Below are 16,697 nucleotides of genomic sequence, written 5' to 3' on the forward strand. Positions count from 1 at the left end.
ATCCATTCGACGACCCTCGCGCAAAAAAAAAAAAGCGCCGCGGGCATTCAGCCCGCGGCGCCATTGCGCGACGCTACGACGAAACCGCTCGCCGTAGCCCGACAGCACGCTTACATCTGCACGGTGTCGGCGACTTCCTTGAAGTCTTCGATCTGGTCGAAGTTCATGTACTGATAGATCTTGTCGCCATTGGCGTTGAGCACGCCCATGTCGGCCATGTACTCTTCCTTCGTCGGAATTCTGCCCAGGCGCGAGCAGATGGCCGCTAATTCCGCCGAGCCGAGATACACGTTCGTGTTCTTGCCGAGACGATTCGGGAAGTTGCGCGTCGACGTCGACATAACCGTCGCGCCTTCGCGCACCTGCGCCTGATTGCCCATGCACAGCGAGCAGCCCGGCATTTCGGTGCGCGCGCCCGCCGTGCCGAACACGCCGTAGTGACCTTCCTCCGTCAGTTGCTTCTGGTCCATCTTGGTCGGCGGCGCGACCCACAGCTTGACGGGAATGTCGCGCTTGCCTTCGAGCAGCTTGGACGCCGCGCGGAAGTGACCGATGTTCGTCATGCACGAACCGATGAACACCTCGTCGATCTTCGCGCCGGCCACGTCCGACAGCGTCTTCACGTCGTCCGGATCGTTCGGGCAGGCCACGATCGGCTCGTGAACGTCGGCCAGATCGATTTCGATGACGGCGGCGTATTCGGCATCGGCATCCGGTTGCAGCAGTTGCGGATCGGCGAGCCATGCTTCCATAGCCTTGATGCGGCGCTGCAGGCTGCGCGGGTCCTGATAGCCCTGCGCGATCATCCACTTCAGCAGCGTGATGTTGCTGTTGAGGTACTCGATGATCGGTTCCTTGTTCAGATGCACTGTGCAACCGGCGGCCGAACGCTCGGCGGATGCATCCGACAGTTCGAACGCCTGCTCGACCTTCAGATCCGGCAGACCTTCGATCTCGAGGATGCGGCCCGAGAAAATGTTCTTCTTGCCCTGCTTGGCCACGGTCAGCGTGCCCGCCTTGATCGCGTACAGCGGGATCGCGTTGACGAGATCGCGCAGCGTGACGCCCGGCTGCATCTTGCCCTTGAAGCGCACGAGCACCGACTCCGGCATGTCGAGCGGCATCGTGCCGGTGGCGGCCGCGAAGGCGACGAGACCCGAGCCCGCCGGGAAGCTGATGCCGATCGGGAAGCGCGTGTGCGAGTCGCCGCCGGTGCCGACGGTGTCCGGCAGCAGCATGCGGTTCAGCCACGAGTGGATCACGCCGTCGCCCGGACGCAGCGCGATGCCGCCACGGTTGCTGATGAAGTTCGGCAGCGTTTGATGCGTCTTCACGTCGACGGGCTTCGGATAAGCCGCCGTGTGGCAGAACGACTGCATCACGAGGTCGGCCGAGAAGCCGAGGCACGCCAGGTCTTTCAGTTCGTCGCGGGTCATCGGGCCGGTGGTGTCCTGCGAGCCGACCGAGGTCATCTTCGGTTCGCAATACGTGCCCGGACGCACGCCTTGGCCTTCCGGCAGACCGCACGCGCGGCCGACCATCTTCTGGGCGAGCGAGAAGCCACGGCCGCTGTCAGCCGGCTGCTGCGGCAGGCGGAACAGCGTCGACGGAGCCAGACCCAGCGCTTCACGCGCCTTCGCCGTCAGTCCGCGGCCGATGATCAGCGGAATGCGGCCGCCGGCGCGCACCTCGTCGAACAGCACGTCGGACTTGACCTGGAACTCGGCGATCACTTCGCCGTTCTTCAGCGCCTTGCCCTCGTACGGACGCAGTTCGACGACGTCGCCCATTTCCATCTTCGACACGTCGAGTTCGATCGGCAGTGCGCCGGCATCTTCCATCGTGTTGTAGAAGATCGGCGCGATCTTGCCGCCCAGGCACACGCCGCCGAAACGCTTGTTCGGGATGAACGGAATGTCTTCGCCCGTGAACCACAGCACCGAGTTGGTGGCCGATTTGCGCGACGAACCCGTGCCGACCACGTCGCCCACATACGCGACCAGATGGCCCTTCTCTTTCAGCGATTCGATGAACTTGACCGGACCGCGCTTGCCGTCTTCTTCCGGCGTGATGCCGGGACGCGCGTTCTTCAGCATGGCGAGCGCATGCAGCGGGATGTCGGGGCGCGTGGTGGCGTCCGGCGCGGGCGAGAGGTCGTCGGTGTTGGTTTCGCCCGTCACCTTGAACACGGTGATGGTCAGGCTCTGCGGCACTTCCGGACGGCTCGTGAACCATTCGGCGTCGGCCCAGCTTTGCAGCACGGCGCGCGCGTTGGCACTGCCCTTGTCGGCCAGTTCCTTGACGTCGTGGAACTGGTCGAACATCAGCAGGGTTTTCTTCAGCGCGTTCGCTGCCACCGTGCCGACTTCGGCGTCGGAGAGCAATTCGATCAGCGGCTGAATGTTGTAGCCGCCCAGCATCGTGCCGAGCAGCTCGGTGGCGCGCGCGCGAGAGATCAGCGCGCAGGCGGTCTCGCCCTTGGCCACGGCGGCAAGAAAGCCCGCCTTGACGCGCGCGGCTTCGTCCACACCGGCGGGCACGCGGTTGGTGATGAGATCGAGCAGAGCCTGCTCTTCGCCTGCGGGCGGGTTCGTCAGCAGCTCGACCAGTTCGGCGGTCTGCTGCGCCGTCAGCGGCAGCGGAGGAATGCCGAGCGCGGCGCGCGCGGCTACATGAGCACGAAAGTTTTCCAGCATGGGGGGACCGTTGCCTTTGCGTTTCAGTGAAGGCTTTGCAAACAAGCCGGGATGTTCTGGGCACTGCGTTGCCCGCTATTCTAATTGCGACGCTGCGTTGCGTCAAACGTCTTATGTCTTATGTCTTATATAAGACTTGCCGGACGCGGGAAGGCCGGTCGTGTTGGGCCATATCGAAACGGTCATCGCATCGCCGTTCGAAACGGGAACCATGGCGCGCTAGTTCTGAAGAATCTTGCTTCCCTTCATCACGATGTCGCTATCCGCCGTCACGCTGATCTTGCCGCTGCCCTTGACGCTGATGTCCTTGCCCTTGATCTGGATCGTGCCGTCCTTCTTCATGACGATGCTGGCATCGCCCGTAACGAGACTGATCGATTCTTCCGCGTTGATCGTGAGGGTCTTGCCCACCTTGAGCGCGTCATCCTCGCCGACGGACGTCGTGCGCCCTTTCGCCACCGTGCTCGACTGCGCGCCGTCGATCGACTCGCTCGCGTCCTTCGCGACCGACACCGTCTGCCCGCCGCCGACGCTGAGCGACTGATCGCCCGTTACGCTCGTCGCCTGGTTGCCGCCGACGCTCACGGTCTGATCCGAACCCACCGTGACAGTCTGGCCGGAGCCGACGCTGACCGTCTGACTCGCACCGATCGTCTCCGTGTGATAGGCGCCGACCGTCACCACCTGGAACGCGCCGATCGTCACCTCCTGCGCCGCGCCGACGGTAATCGTCTCGTTGATGCCCACGCTGTGCGTGCGTTGCAGGAGAACCGTCGCGGTCTCGCTCGCCTTCACGGTCTTGGTGCGGTTCGCGCCGATCGTGATGCTCTCGTTCACGCCGACCGTTTCCGTGCGGTTCATCACGACGTCGATCTTCTCGTTGTTGCCCACGGTTTCGGTGCGGTCGTGCTTGACGACCGTCGTTTCGTCGTGATCGATGTTCTTCTTGCGGTCATGCCCGACCCAGTGCGTCTCGTCGTTCTCGACTTCGATGTCCTGATTCTTCTCGGCATGAATGAGCACCTGCTCGGCGCCCTTCTTGTCCTCGAAACGCAGTTCGTTGCAGTTCGCGCCGCTTCCGCCCTTGCTCGACCGGCTCTTGATGCCCGACTGCGTCATGTTCGCGGGCAGATCGTAAGGCGGCATCTGTTCGGCGTTGTAGACGCGTCCCGTGATGATCGGCCGGTCGGGATCGCCTTCGAGAAAATCGACGATCACTTCCTGGCCCATGCGCGGAATCGCGATGGCGCCCCAGCCCTTCCCCGCCCAAGGCTGCGATACGCGGATCCAGCACGAACTGTTCTCGTCGCGCTTGCCCTGCCGGTCCCAGAAAAACTGCACTTTCACGCGGCCATATTGATCGGTGTAGATTTCGTCGCCGTCCGGCCCGACCACGACCGCCGTCTGCGGTCCCTGCACGAACGGCTTGCGCGCCGTGCGGGCGGGCGCGAACGCCTGCTTCGCGTCGATCGCGGAGAACCAGCATTCGCAGCGATTCGCCTGCGCGCCGTCGAAGGCTTCGTAATCGGCGAGTTCGATCTCGTAACGCGTGCGCGTCACGAGATATTGCGTGTTCTGGTCCGCGCGCGGATGCCGCGTCAGCTTGAGCAGCGCGCCCGCGCGCACGTTCTTGCTGTTGGTGCGCGCCTCGACCTGATGCCAGTTGATGCCGGGATCGTCGGGCACGCTGCCTTCGATGCGCCATTCGTCCGCACGCGACTTCGCGCGGCTCTCGCCGTGATCCGCTTCCACATAGCCGCCCGGATAGTCGAAATGTTCGAGCCCGGAGAACGCGTCGAAGCCCTGCATGTGCTTCGCGGCCTGCTTCTGCAGCGGCCGCGACGGGTGCTTGAAGTCGTAATCGGTGAGCAGCCAGTTATGCGTTTCGATCGCGTGATGCGTGCGCCACTCGCTGACGAATTCGATGTCGGGCGCCGCCGCCTGCACCGCGCCGTACGGCAGCGATTCGCAGCCTGCGACGCTCTCGTGCGCGGCGAGCGTATCGGTCAGGATCAGCGACTCCTTGCCATCCTTGTCCTGAAACCAGTAGTAGATGCCTTCGTCTTCGAGCAACCGGCTCACGAAGTTGAAGTCCGATTCGCGATACTGCACGCAGTATTCGCGCGGCGGATGCGCGCGCGTGCTCGCCTTCCATTTGATCTCGCCGAATTCGAGCCCTTTGTAGACGGGATCGGCGAACACGGCCTTCACGATCTCTTCGACCGTCTTGTTCTGAAAGATGCGGCAATTGCTGCGCCGCGAGAGCAGCCACAGCCACGGCCGCACCGCCGCCTCGTAGATGTGGAGCCGTCCGCGCATGCCGGTTTGCCGGAAGCCCACGACATAGCCGGCGAACACGCGCGGCTTCGCTTTCGGCACGTTGAGCGACACGCTCACGCGCTTGCCGAGGATGCGGCTGAAGTCGAGGTCCGCGCGCTTCGAGACGAGCGTCAACTCGATGCGTGGCATGCGCCCGAGTTCCGCGCGCGCGGAAAGGCTCAGAAAGCGCAGGTCGTCGCCGAGCGGCGTGTCGACGCTCGCGAACGGCTTCTGCGCTACGGCATCGTTGCTGGCCATCGGCGCACCGGCCTCGCGCTCAGCCGACGCGCTTCGCAGCGCCGCGCAACGAAATGTCCGTCACCATACGATCCTCCGTCCCGATCCGCATCCGTCGCGCGCCTCGTGCGTGCGATCCACCGAATAAACGAAACGCGCCTGAGGTTTTTGAAGTCCGCGCTTCGTATGCACGGCGACGCCGCGCGTTGAAAGGTTCGCGCGCGTGCCTTCAAGGGCAAACATTTCAGCGCCACGCGAGCCGGAATTATTTTCGCGCAACGGACATTCATCGCTTGACGCGGTTTTGAAGCGGTCCATAAAATCCACAATCTTCAACGATTGGGCGAATGCCTTGGACACTTGCAGTAGTCGACCTTCGAACGAAATTTCCGCCTGAGCGACTCACGTCCGCGCCTTTTCAACGCCGCCGTTTGTCACCCAGGCAAGCGGTGCGCGCCGTAGTACTTCGCAGTCACTCAAACGTGCACCTCGATCCGCCCCAGATGGCGTGATGCCGCCGTGCGTCCGCCGTCTGGTTCTGCCGCCGCCTCGCAGTCGGCCGTGCGCGCGCGCCTGTCGCCAAGCGCGCGCATGCGGTCATCCGCGGGCCGGACGGCGGTCAAGTCAGATAAACAATATTTGCCACGGGGTGCATCATGTCCACGCCAACCAACGTCTCTCCACCGGGCGTCCCGCCACGCAGCGCCGTGCTCGACGATGCGCACGTCGGCGATATTCGCGGCGCCTTCGGCTCCATCGCGCATCACGACACGGCGCCGCGCGGGTCTTGGCGGGCGCGTTTGCGCACGCTTCTCGCGATACTCGGGCCGGGCCTCATCGTGATGGTCGGCGACAACGATGCAGGCGCGTTCGGCACCTACACGCAGGCGGGCCAGAACTACGGCACGAGCTTGCTCTGGACCATGCTGCTGCTCGTGCCCGTGCTGTACGTGAATCAGGAGATGGTGCTGCGTCTGGGCGCAGTGACGGGCGTCGGCCATGCGCGGCTGATCTTCCAGCGCTTCGGCAAGTTCTGGGGCGCCTTCAGCGTCATCGATCTGTTCCTGCTCAACGCGCTGACGATCGTCACCGAGTTCATCGGCATCACGTTCGTGCTCGATTTTTTCGGGCTGCCCAAGGTCGCGGGCGTCTGCGTCGCGGCCGCGCTGACGATGGCCGCCGTCAGCACCGGCGACTTCCGCCGCTTCGAGCGCTTCGCGGTCGTGCTATGCGTGCTGAGCCTCGTGCTCGTGCCGGTGCTCGTCGCGATTCATCCGCCGGTGTCGCAGATGACGCGCGATTTTCTCGTGCCCAACTGGCCCACGCACGCGAAGCTGTCGGACGTGATGCTGCTCGTGATCGGCATCGTCGGCACGACGGTCGCGCCGTGGCAGCTCTTTTTCCAGCAGAGCTACGTGATCGACAAGCGCATCACGCCGCGCTTCATGAAGTACGAGAAGGCCGATTTGTGGATCGGCATTGCGTTCGTGCTGATCGGCTCGGTCGCGATGATGAGCTTCACCGCGGCGCTGTTCGCCGGGCATCCCGAGTTCGGCAGCTTCACCGATGCCGGCGGCGTCATCGCCGGCCTCGAAAAGTACGCGGGCCGCACGAGCGCGACGCTGTTCGCGGTCGCGCTGCTCGACGCGAGCATCATCGGCGCGGCGGCCGTGTCGCTGTCGACCGCGTACGCCATCGGCGACGTCTTCAAGATCCGGCACTCGCTGCATCGCGGCGTGACCGACGCGAAGGGCTTTTATCTGGTCTACTTCGGCGTCGTCGCGCTCGCGGCCGCGATCGTGCTGATTCCGGGCAGCCCGCTCGGCCTGCTGACCGAAGCCGTGCAGACGCTCGCGGGCGTACTGCTGCCGAGCGCGACCGTGTTCCTGCTGCTGCTTTGCAACGACCGCGCCGTGCTGGGTCCGTGGGTCAACTCGAAGAAGCTGAACCTGTTCACGGGCTCGGTCATCTGGGTGCTCGTGATGCTGTCGATCATCCTGACGGCCGCCGTGATGTATCCGGACATCAGCGGCGAGACGATCATCGGCGTGCTCGCCGGCGGCACCGTTCTGGCGATCGCCGGCTTCGCGGCGAGCGTGCTGCTGCGTCGCGTGGGCGCCTTTGCACAGACCACGAAGACGGCGCAAGCAACGCACACGAGAGTCGATCGCGCGCAACGCGACACATGGCGCATGCCGCCGCTCGACACGCTCGCCCCGCAGAAAATGACACTCGCCACGCGCATCTGGATGGGCGTGCTGCGCGGCTATCTGGTGATCGCCGTCGGGCTCGTGATCTTCAAGGTGCTGCAGATGACGTTGCTGAAATGAGCGCGCGCTTGCGACACGACGCTACTTGATCGTCGCGTCGCCGTGTGCCTCGGCTTCGCGCCCGGACTGATCCGGCCCGTCCTCTGCTTCGATCGACGCCTGCGCCTGTTGCCAGAACTCTTCGGCGCGACCATCCGGACTGCCTTCGCGCTCCCAGATCTCATACGCACGTCGACGGATGCGGTCCTGCTCTTTCTGTTCGTCCACGATTCCCTCCCGGTTGCGCGATTTACGCCGCTCGCGCTTGCGTTGCGCATGTGCGCTCACCGGCAAAGCAACCGGCATGCCGCATGCATCTTTTGAAAGTCAGACGGAATCGAGCAGCGTTTTTTCGAAGCACACGGCGCCGCGCTCATCGGCCGGCGTGCGGCGATACCCGCTGGCTTCGCAAAAGCGCGATGCATTCGACTCGCCCGGCGTCGTCACGACGCAGACGGTGTGATAGCCGAGCAGACGCGCTTCCTCTTCGAGATACGACAGGATGATCGCTTCCAGCCCGCGATACTGCGGGCGAACGTAGAGCCGCATCAGTTCGGCGGCGTGATAGCTCTGCCGCCGGATCGCGCCGCATCCCATTGCTTCGCCCATCGCGTTGCGCGCCACCACGTAGCGCGCGCGGATGCTCCGCAGATCGTCATCGGCCACGCACTGCTGCCCGCTTTCGCCCGTCAGCGCCGCGTGATAGGCCGAGCGTTCGTCGCACAGAATGCGCGCGTCGAGCGAGTCCGGATCTTCGCTGCCGATATAGACGGTTTGGGAGTCGTCCATGCTTGCCTCGGATGAATGAAGTCTCGTGCTCCTTTCAGCAACGAGCATTCCGCGAAAGCATCGACGCGTCGTGTTCCATAAGGACGGGTTACGGACGACCGACCGCTAAGTTTTCGGCCCACAGCCGGATCGATAATGCATCTGCTATCGACCAAGGCCTTCTCCTCTCACGCGTCACGAGAAACCGCGATGCACGACGACAACGACAAGATCACGCTACTGGCCATTCCGCCATCGCAGGGACACATATGGTCGGGAAAGTTATTCGTCGGCACGGAAGAAATCGGCGAAGTCTTCGGCCAGGCATTGAGCGACCTCGAAGACGCCGCCAACGAACTCGGCTTCCCGCTGGACCAGATCCGCTGCGCGACTGGCTGAAGCGGGAACCACCGCGCATCGCTCACGTCTGAGACGGGAAATACGGCTGCATGGCATCGGCGTTTCTCGCCGTATTTTCATCGGATATGCACGTAACTGTCATATCGTGGTCAGCCGGTCAGACGCAACGTACAAACCCATCGACTCCGCGCGTGCAGGAACGCGCGGAATCGCCCGCGTCCGGCCGCCGCATTTCCTTTTACCGATTTACATTCGACTTTGAAAAGGAGCGGTCAATGTTTCAGTATCCCGGTTATTTCGCGTATCAGGTTCCGTCGCTGGCGCGCGCCAATTTGCAGGCATTCCTCAACATGACGGGGCGCTTCGCAAGCGGCATGCAGGCGCTCGGTGAACTGAACGTGCAGACGGTTCGCACGGTCATCGACGAAAGCAATGCGCTTCTGCGCGCAGGCGATGAAGCCGGCGCCGGCGACGTCCTCGGATGGCAATCGGTCATGCTGGCGCAGTTTCCTCAGAAGGCCGCATCGTATGGCCAGCATGTGCTGTCGATCATCACATCGACGCAGGACGACATCCTGAGCGAAGTGCGCAATCAGTACGAGCGCAATGGCATCAAGTTCGGCGACATGGCGAACGCCGCCGCCGATGACGCGCAGACGGCGGCGCAATCGTCCGGCGAGCTCATCACGAATCTGGCCGATGCGACGAATGACGCCGCGCGCGAAACGGGCGGCGCCGTGCTGGATGCGAGCGGCGAAGTCGCGAAGACCTCGCGCGCCACGGCGAAGCGTTCGGTTTGATCGAACGGGCGCATTGGACTACGTCTTCGATTACTCGGTGATGCGCTTGAAACTCGAGTAGTAATCGTCGGTGTAGTAACAGTCGCGGGTCTGCTTGCGCGGCCCGCCACATACGATCCGGCGCTGCCCGCGATCCGCCGAACCCGGCGTGCGAACCGTGTATGCACGGTAATAGCCGCGCGGATGTTCAGGCAGCAAGGTCGCGCTGTTGCGGAACAGGACGCCGTCCTCGCTGAAAGGGAACGGGCCGCCCGCTTTGATCAGACGGAGCGTTTCGGCGGCTTCTGCGGGCAACTGCGCGCGGGCGATGGCAGCGAGCGCGCCGTGCGGCTGCGCGCCCGATGCCGCTGCCGCGCCGCTCGCGGCCGACGCGGGCTGACTCGCCGCCTGACTCGCGGATGCACCCGCTTCCGATGCGGCTTTTTGCGATCCGTCCTTGTTGCAACCGCCGACGACCGCGCTCAACGCGACGATGCAGGAGAAACACCAGGCTCGCTTCACGGGACGGTTGTCTCCGGTTGACCAGCATTCGACGGATCACGAACGAATCAAGGTTATCGTTTATGACTGAGCGAAGCAACGACCGGGCGGAAATAACGGGAGCTTCATCCGGCCGCCCGCGCGGATAGCCTAAGCGCGTGCCTTGCACTCAGCGCCAGCAATACGCACGACAGCGCATTGAAGAGAAACAGTCCGCTCGGCCCGATGAGCGTCATCAACGCGGATGCCAGCGTCGGTCCCGTCATGCCGCCGAGAGAAAAGAGCACGAGCAGCATCGCCGACACTGCAACGCGCAGATGCGACTCCGTGCGGTCCTGCACATGCGACACGATCAGCCCGTATTGCGTGAACGTCACGGCGACATAAGCCAGCGTCGCGCACCATGTGACGATGCGAAAATCCAGGCAGAACAGCACGAGGCTCAACACCGCCGATGTCAACGAGGTCCATAGAACCAGACGCCGCCGGTCGATGCGATCAGACAGCCGTCCCATCGGGAACTGCGGCAGCAAAGCGCCGATCAGCGCAACGCCCATGAACGTCGCGAGTTCCTCCGTCGTGAAGCCCGAGCGTTGCAGATAGACGGGCATCAGCGCATAGAAGTTGCTGTAGATGAAGCCGGTCAGTATGCAGCCCGGCACGCCGAGCGGCGCCACGGCCATCATTTCGCGAAGGCTCTCTCCCCAGCTTCGCGCGGGCACGCGATCGAGATTCGCATCGTTCACTTTCACCGGCCAGCCTTCCATCAACGTGACCGGCAACACCGCCGCCGCAAAGAGCGCCGCGCTGATCGAGAACTGCTGCGCGCCGGACCCCGCGCCCACATTCAGCAGGAACTGGCCGCTTCCCACTGCCAGATAGTTGATCGCCGCGTACAGACCGAATACCTGGCCGCGCTTCTCGTTGTCGACGGTGCCGTTGAGCCAGCTTTCGACGGACGTGTACAAGCCCATGAACGCGACGCCCGTGAGAAGGCGCACGCCGCCCAGCACCCAGGGCGACTGCGCCGCGCCGAAAGCGAGCGCGAGAATCGACGCCGCCGCCGAGAACGCGACGAACGTCCGATGCTGACCGATGCGATCGATCAGCCGCCGATTGACGACCGCGCCCAATATGAATCCGGCGTAATAGCTCGACTGGATCAGCCCCGTGACGAACGTCGAATAGCCCGACTGAAGGATGCGCAAGGGAATCAGCGTCTGAAACAGGCCGTTCCCCGCGACGAGCAGCGCGAGGCCGAACAGCAGACCGGCCAATGCGCGCATCGTGCCGGGCTTGCCGGCGGGCGCGTGCTGACCGGGATTGGCCGCCGCGGAATCCGGCCACGGCGGCGTCTTGCGCCCGAGGAGCGCCGCTTCGTTCAGCGGGCCGGTGCGGCCGACCGCCGATTCGTCGTGCTCCTCGCTCGCGGCGCGTTCGTGCATCGCATTTTCGCGGATTTCGTTCTCATGCTCGAGATCTGACATGACACCCCTGGATTCGCCTAAGCGACTCCATGATGACAGAAGCCGACGGCTCCTATCCGCCAGCGGTGCGGTCATCGGTCAATGCGGAACACGAAATAGTTGGTAAGAGCCGCGCTGCTTCCACGTCTTTTCCGCGCAATGGATGCGACTGGCCGTTGCTACGATCGGCTCCGGCCTCGTGCCTCGTATGCCGCACGTCGAAGACATCTCTCCCGCCTACCGCAAACCGAATCGCTACATCATGCGCAAACTCATTACTTCCCTCATCGCGTTGCTGCTCGCCTTCATGCTCGGCGGATGCGCCACCACCGTAGGAAACATCGCTTTGGGAATGGGTCTGGGCGCGGCGGGCACGCTCGGCGGAATCTACTGCGCGCTGGCCTGCTGACGCGCTCGGGGCGACGCGTTCCTCCACGTCGCCCTTCACCGGATCAAGCCGAAACTAGAAAGCGATACGCACTTGCCGCTGCGCGCAGTCGCTCTTGCATGGCGTCGAAAGCGCGGGATTGTGCGTGATGTTCGCGTTCATCAACGGAGCGGCAGCAGCGGTCTCGTAGTGTGCGGATGACGCCGCGCGAAGCCGTTCGACGTTCACCTGTCCGACGACGGCGCTCTTCTTTTCGACATCGGCCGATGTCTTCGATTCAGCGCCGGCCGGTTCATCCTTCCCGCCGTCAAGCCCTTTCATCCGAAGCACGGCCGCTTCCGCCGACGGCGCAAGCCGCTGTTCGGCGATGCCGTACTTGATGTGCTCGGCAGTCTGCTTCTTTCCGTGCGCGACGTCCGCTTGCAGCTCGGAGATGCGGCGCGTGTACCAGTCGGTCACGCACGCCTTGTCCTTGCAGTTGCGCTGACGCCATTGCCATTGCGCCACGCGATCCGCATCGAGCGCGGTCGCGTCGGTCGTCGCGTCGTGCGCCTCGCGGAAAACGGCGGCCAGCTTATCGTCGAGCGATGAAAGTTCCGGGTCCGCACAGACGAGCCGCTCCGACGCGGACGCGTCATGCGGACAGCGAAAGCTCGCGGCATGCGATGCAGTCATCGCGCCGAGCGACGTCAACATCACGCACGCAACGAGACGCGCGCAGCGCCGCAAGTCGATGGATGGGCTGTGCAGCTTCTTTCGTGTATTCATGTTTGGTTCGTTCTCAGAGATGTGTTCGTTCATTGGGCGTCGGCGGATTGAGTCGCCGTATCGAACGATATGGCATGCCTCGACAGATCGAATGCCCGATGAATGCACACTTCGCGTCAAACCTTACCGGGTGTTACTTTTTATTCGCTGCGGTAAGGGCGCGGCGCGCTGGCGATATCCGAGAACGGCTTGCGCTACGAACGCTTTTCGTCGACCGCAAGCCGATACTGCTCCATCTTGCGATACAGCGTGCTGCGCGACACGCCTAGGGCGCGCGCCGCCTGCGCCATGTTGCCCTGCGCATGCCGCAACGCACGCGCGATCGCGAAGCGCTCGGTTTCCTCGAGGCTGCCCGCGCCGGGCGTCGCGTTCGACATGACCGTGTCACGCACGGTCGGCGATTCATCGAGCACTTCCGGCGGCAGCTCGACCAGCGCGACGCGCTCGTCATTCGATGTCAGCAACAGGTTCTCGACCACGTTGCGCAACTCGCGCACGTTGCCCGGCCACGAATAGGCGCGCAGCACTTCCATCACGATGTCGGGAAACTGCCGCGCCGGCACGCCGTGACGCAGCGCGAGCGAGCGGTTGAAGTGATCGATCAGCAGATCGACGTCGCCATCGCGCTCGCGCAGGCCCGGAATGCGAATCCGCGTGACGCCGACGCGATAGTAAAGGTCCGCCCTGAATCGCCCGCACTCGACTTCCTCGCGCAAATTGCGATTCGTCATGGCGAGCAGGCGCACATCCACGCGACGCGCCTGCGTATCGCCGAGCCGATAGATCACCCCTTCTTCGAGCACGCGCAACAACACCGGCTGCAGTTCCAGCGGCAATTCGCCGATCTCGTCGAGGCACAGCGTTCCGCCATGCGCGAGTTCGAATCGTCCGGGACGTCCTTCCGCCGTCGCGCCCGTATAAGCGCCGCGCACGTGGCCGAAGAGTTCCGCGCCGATCAGTTCCTTCGACGCCGCCCCGCAGTTGTAGGCGACGAACGGTCCTTCGTCGGATTCCTCGCCGTGGATCGCGCGCGCGAACAGCTCCTTGCCGACGCCCGTTTCGCCTTCGATCAGCACCGGCACGCGCCGTCGCGCAAGCTGCCGTCCGCGTTCGATCGCGCGCTGCATCGCCGCGCTCTGGCAGATGATCTGCTCAAAGCGGTTGCGTTGCGGGTCGGCTTCGCCGCGCGGCTGCACTTGCGGCCCGACGCGGCGCGCGCCGCCCGCAAGACGCGACGCATTCGAGAGGCCGGAAGGCTGCGGCACGATCAGCATCGCGCCGATCGCTTCGCCGTCCGCGACGACCGGATTGAACCACTCGGGCCGCAGTCCTTGCGGCAGATGATTGGCCCAGTCCTCGACGGGGAAATGCTCGCCCATGCCGGGAAAGCGCTCGCCCGGATTGACCGGCAGCGCGATGCGCGCCGTCGTGTGCACGAGCCGTCCGTGCCGGTCGATGGCGATGAGCCCGGCGGCATCCGTCGAGGAAAGCCGCTGCAAGCAGAACGCCAGCAGACGCATGTGCTCGCGCGCCACCTGCTCCGCGAGCACCATTTCGATCTGGCGCGCGGCGGTGACGGCGAGCGTCAGATTGTTGATCTGATACGTCGATGGCGGCCCCGATATGTCCAGCACGCCGAGCACCGCGCCGGTCCCCGGTTCGCAGATCGGCGCGGCGGCGCAGCTCCATGCCTTGATGCCTTCGCAGAAGTGCTCGGAGCCGTGCACGTAAGTCGGCTGACGCGTGGCGAGCGCCGTGCCGATTCCGTTGGTCCCGGCCGATGCCTCGCGCCAGTCGCCGCCCGTCATCAGATGGATCTTTTCGCCGGCGTCGAGCGTGCGCAGATCGCCGGCCGCCTTGAGAATCACGCCGTCGGCGTTGGTCAAGAGAAGGATCGAATACGAATCCGCGAAGAGATCGGCGGTGGCCGTGAAAAGCCGGTCGGACGCCGCGAGCAGTTCGCGATGCCGCCAGCGCAGCGTGTTGATCGCATCGCCATGCACGGCGAACGGCGCTGCGCCCGAGGTCGGATTCACGCCCGATTGCAGACTTCGTTTCCATGATGCGATCAGTTCGGTCGGCGCGGCCGTGCTGATCTCGCCTGCGAGAAAACGCTCCCAGGCGAGCATGGTGTCGGTGTCGGAGTGATCGGCGGCGCTTGCGTCGGGCCGCGTCCACCCGGCGACGAAGGGGTCGCTCGCGCGACCGCCGCCAGCCGGCATACCGATGAGGCGCCTCGTCATGTGTCTCCTCCGTGCGAGGTGGAGCGCGGCCCGCTCTTGCGGCGGGCGTCGGCGCGACTCGCGGGGGCTGCTGCATCGGGATTCGCCGGCTTGGCCCGGCGATTGCGCAGCACAGTCCGCTGAGTATAGACCTCGTGCGTCTCTCGTCCTCTCGGGGAAAACGCCCCCGTTGGCGGCGCGCGCTGTGTCGCAGCGCAGCAGCGCGCGCTACTTGCGGCCGAGCAGCTCCGCGCCCGCGCCGAGCGCCGGGCCCGCCGTCGGATCGGTGATGTCGGGCTTCTTCGCGATGAGCGTCTGCGTCGTCAGGATCAGCGCGGCGACGGAGGCCGCGTTGCGCACGGCGCTGTAACTCACCTTCACGGGATCGATGATCCCGCGCGCGGCCAGATCGGCGATCTCGCCGGTGCGCGCGTCCAGTCCGGTCGCGCGATCCGCCTTCGCCACCTGCGCGACGATCGACGCGCCGTCCAGTCCGCAATTCGACGCGATCGAGAACAACGGCTTCGCGAGCGCGCGCTTGAGCAGCATCGCGCCGAGTTGCGCGGCGCCGTGGCTTCGCGCGATCAATCCGTCGAGTTGCGCCGATGCCCGCAGCAGCGCCGTGCCGCCGCCCGGCACCACGCCTTCGGCAATCGCTGCGCGCGCCGCGTTGATGGAATCCTCGATCAGATGAAGCCGGCGCTTCTGCTCGACGGGCGTCGCTCCGCCCGCGAGGATCATCGCGGTGCCGCCCGAGAGCTTCGCGAGGCGCACTTCGAACTTGTCGCGCTCGACGTTCTCCGGCGCCATGTCATATTGCCGCGCGACCTGCTGGCGTCGCGCCGATACGGCGGCGGGATCGCCCGCGCCCGCCGTGATGATCGTCTGATTCGACGACACGCGCACCTGGCGCGCGCTGCCGAAGTCGCGCATGTCGATGGCGTCGAGCCGGCCGCCGAGATCGCGCGCGATGACGCGCCCGCCGGTGACGATCGCGATGTCTTCGAGCATCGCGCGCCGCCAGTGGCCGTATTCGGGCGGATGAATCGCCGCGACGCCGAAGCCTCCGTTGTCGCGATTGGCGAGCAGCGTGACGACGCACGCGGGCGCGACTTCCTCCGCGATGATGAAGAGCGCGCGCTTGTGCTCGTTCGCGAGCGCGAGAATCGCGGCGATGTCGTTCTGGCTTTGCAGGCGCTGATCCGTCATGAGAATGAGCGGATTGTCGAGCACGACCTGCATGCGCTCGATGTCCGTCACCATGTGATGCGAAAGATAGCCGCGGTCGAACGCCATGCCTTCCACCACTTCGAGCCGCGTCTCGACGGTCGAGCCGTATTCGACATCGACGATGCCGTCAGCGCCCACGCGCTCCAGCGCCTCGGCGACGAGACCGCCGGTAAATTCGTCGTTGGCGGCCACCACGGCGACCGCGCGCACTTCTTCCGGTCCGGAAAGCGGCGTCGCGGAACGCTTGAGCGCGTCGATCGTTTCGTACACCGCGGCTTCGAGGCCCTGCACGAGTTCGACCGGATTCGCGCCGTCCGCGAGACATTCGAGGCCCTGCTGCACGAGCGCATCGGCGAGCACGGTGGCGGTCGTCGTGCCGTCGCCGGCGACGTCGTTCGTCTGCTTCGACACTTCCCGCACGACCTGCGCGCCGATGTTCTCGAACGGATCTTCCAGCTCGATCTCGCTCGCGATGCTCACGCCGTCGCGCGAGATGATCGGCGAGCCGATCGGCCGGTCGATGATCGCGTTCATGCCCTTCGGCCCGAGCGTTCCGCGCACCGCCCGCGCGAGCTTGCCCACGCCCCGGCCGAGCGCCGCGCGCGCTTCTTCGTCATGCAACATGATGTTCGGCATCGTGTGCTCCTGTCTCCT

14 protein-coding genes are annotated in these 16,697 nt (G+C 64.7%); 4 read left to right on the top strand and 10 right to left on the bottom strand.

From position 1 onward, the window contains the following. Window positions 1-110 precede the first annotated feature (110 nt). The 3 genes from acnB to QCE58_RS30810 form a co-directional block, all read right to left on the bottom strand. A complete protein-coding gene (gene acnB, locus QCE58_RS30800) occupies window positions 111-2,696 on the bottom strand; it encodes a bifunctional aconitate hydratase 2/2-methylisocitrate dehydratase (RefSeq protein WP_250522663.1) in 2,586 nt (861 codons plus the stop codon). A 219-nt stretch (window positions 2,697-2,915) separates the two neighbouring features. After that, entirely contained in the window at window positions 2,916-5,273 is a 2,358-nt protein-coding gene (locus QCE58_RS30805) for a type VI secretion system Vgr family protein (RefSeq protein ID WP_250522662.1), read from the bottom strand. Window positions 5,274-5,333: 60 nt separating this feature from the next. Continuing rightward, window positions 5,334-5,612 (bottom strand): hypothetical protein, encoded by a 279-nt coding sequence (locus tag QCE58_RS30810; protein ID WP_175982198.1) that lies wholly within the window; start codon window positions 5,610-5,612, stop codon window positions 5,334-5,336. 296 nt (window positions 5,613-5,908) lie between these two features. Here QCE58_RS30810 and QCE58_RS30815 point away from each other — a divergent pair, with 296 nt between their 5' ends. Continuing rightward, a complete protein-coding gene (locus QCE58_RS30815; protein WP_250522661.1) occupies window positions 5,909-7,582 on the top strand; it encodes an NRAMP family divalent metal transporter in 1,674 nt (557 codons plus the stop codon). A gap of 21 nt (window positions 7,583-7,603) precedes the next feature. Here QCE58_RS30815 and QCE58_RS30820 read toward each other — a convergent pair whose 3' ends face one another. After that, window positions 7,604-7,867 (bottom strand): DUF2934 domain-containing protein, encoded by a 264-nt coding sequence (locus QCE58_RS30820; RefSeq protein ID WP_008345827.1) that lies wholly within the window; start codon window positions 7,865-7,867, stop codon window positions 7,604-7,606. A gap of 21 nt (window positions 7,868-7,888) precedes the next feature. Beyond that, window positions 7,889-8,350 (bottom strand): GNAT family N-acetyltransferase, encoded by a 462-nt coding sequence (locus QCE58_RS30825; protein ID WP_008345829.1) that lies wholly within the window; start codon window positions 8,348-8,350, stop codon window positions 7,889-7,891. Window positions 8,351-8,539: 189 nt separating this feature from the next. Here QCE58_RS30825 and QCE58_RS30830 point away from each other — a divergent pair, with 189 nt between their 5' ends. Together QCE58_RS30830 and QCE58_RS30835 are read left to right on the top strand one after the other, a co-directional pair. Continuing rightward, window positions 8,540-8,728 (top strand): hypothetical protein, encoded by a 189-nt coding sequence (locus tag QCE58_RS30830; protein ID WP_008345831.1) that lies wholly within the window; start codon window positions 8,540-8,542, stop codon window positions 8,726-8,728. Between the two features lie 236 nt (window positions 8,729-8,964). Next, on the top strand, window positions 8,965-9,489 hold the full coding sequence (locus QCE58_RS30835; RefSeq protein WP_250442174.1) for a phasin family protein: 525 nt from the start codon (window positions 8,965-8,967) through the stop codon (window positions 9,487-9,489). 30 nt (window positions 9,490-9,519) lie between these two features. Here QCE58_RS30835 and QCE58_RS30840 read toward each other — a convergent pair whose 3' ends face one another. After that, window positions 9,520-9,990, bottom strand: a complete 471-nt coding sequence (locus tag QCE58_RS30840; protein WP_250459648.1) for a ribonuclease — start codon at window positions 9,988-9,990, stop codon at window positions 9,520-9,522. Window positions 9,991-10,094: 104 nt separating this feature from the next. After that, entirely contained in the window at window positions 10,095-11,456 is a 1,362-nt protein-coding gene (locus QCE58_RS30845; RefSeq protein WP_175982203.1) for an MFS transporter, read from the bottom strand. 142 nt (window positions 11,457-11,598) lie between these two features. Between QCE58_RS30845 and QCE58_RS30850 the strand changes: the two genes are divergently transcribed. Then, entirely contained in the window at window positions 11,599-11,844 is a 246-nt protein-coding gene (locus QCE58_RS30850; RefSeq protein WP_250522660.1) for a hypothetical protein, read from the top strand. A 54-nt stretch (window positions 11,845-11,898) separates the two neighbouring features. Here QCE58_RS30850 and QCE58_RS30855 read toward each other — a convergent pair whose 3' ends face one another. From QCE58_RS30855 to QCE58_RS30865, 3 genes are all read right to left on the bottom strand, one after another. Continuing rightward, the gene (locus QCE58_RS30855) at window positions 11,899-12,591 is read right to left on the bottom strand and encodes a lysozyme inhibitor LprI family protein (RefSeq protein WP_175982204.1); all 693 of its coding nucleotides are present in this window, start codon (window positions 12,589-12,591) and stop codon (window positions 11,899-11,901) included. Window positions 12,592-12,785: 194 nt separating this feature from the next. Then, window positions 12,786-14,834 carry a sigma-54-dependent Fis family transcriptional regulator gene (locus QCE58_RS30860; protein WP_175982205.1) on the bottom strand — a complete coding sequence of 683 codons (2,049 nt, stop codon included), beginning with the start codon at window positions 14,832-14,834 and terminating at the stop codon, window positions 12,786-12,788. Window positions 14,835-15,041: 207 nt separating this feature from the next. Then, the gene (locus QCE58_RS30865) at window positions 15,042-16,679 is read right to left on the bottom strand and encodes a molecular chaperone GroEL (protein ID WP_250522659.1); all 1,638 of its coding nucleotides are present in this window, start codon (window positions 16,677-16,679) and stop codon (window positions 15,042-15,044) included. Between the last annotated feature and the right edge of the window lie 18 nt (window positions 16,680-16,697).

Source organism: Caballeronia sp. LZ028 (assembly GCF_031451415.1).
Lineage (GTDB): Bacteria > Pseudomonadota > Gammaproteobacteria > Burkholderiales > Burkholderiaceae > Caballeronia > Caballeronia zhejiangensis.

What these genes read in the sequence shown, in the direction of transcription:
- acnB (WP_250522663.1), bottom strand. Translation starts at nt 2,696, where the DNA reads ATGCTGGAAAACTTTCGTGCTCATGTAGCCGCGCGCGCCGCGCTCGGC.
- QCE58_RS30805 (WP_250522662.1), bottom strand. Translation starts at nt 5,273, where the DNA reads ATGGCCAGCAACGATGCCGTAGCGCAGAAGCCGTTCGCGAGCGTCGAC.
- QCE58_RS30815 (WP_250522661.1), top strand. Translation starts at nt 5,909, where the DNA reads ATGTCCACGCCAACCAACGTCTCTCCACCGGGCGTCCCGCCACGCAGC.
- QCE58_RS30820 (WP_008345827.1), bottom strand. Translation starts at nt 7,867, where the DNA reads ATGCCGGTTGCTTTGCCGGTGAGCGCACATGCGCAACGCAAGCGCGAG.
- QCE58_RS30825 (WP_008345829.1), bottom strand. Translation starts at nt 8,350, where the DNA reads ATGGACGACTCCCAAACCGTCTATATCGGCAGCGAAGATCCGGACTCG.
- QCE58_RS30830 (WP_008345831.1), top strand. Translation starts at nt 8,540, where the DNA reads ATGCACGACGACAACGACAAGATCACGCTACTGGCCATTCCGCCATCG.
- QCE58_RS30835 (WP_250442174.1), top strand. Translation starts at nt 8,965, where the DNA reads ATGTTTCAGTATCCCGGTTATTTCGCGTATCAGGTTCCGTCGCTGGCG.
- QCE58_RS30845 (WP_175982203.1), bottom strand. Translation starts at nt 11,456, where the DNA reads ATGTCAGATCTCGAGCATGAGAACGAAATCCGCGAAAATGCGATGCAC.
- QCE58_RS30850 (WP_250522660.1), top strand. Translation starts at nt 11,599, where the DNA reads ATGCGACTGGCCGTTGCTACGATCGGCTCCGGCCTCGTGCCTCGTATG.
- QCE58_RS30855 (WP_175982204.1), bottom strand. Translation starts at nt 12,591, where the DNA reads ATGAATACACGAAAGAAGCTGCACAGCCCATCCATCGACTTGCGGCGC.
- QCE58_RS30860 (WP_175982205.1), bottom strand. Translation starts at nt 14,834, where the DNA reads ATGACGAGGCGCCTCATCGGTATGCCGGCTGGCGGCGGTCGCGCGAGC.
- QCE58_RS30865 (WP_250522659.1), bottom strand. Translation starts at nt 16,679, where the DNA reads ATGCCGAACATCATGTTGCATGACGAAGAAGCGCGCGCGGCGCTCGGC.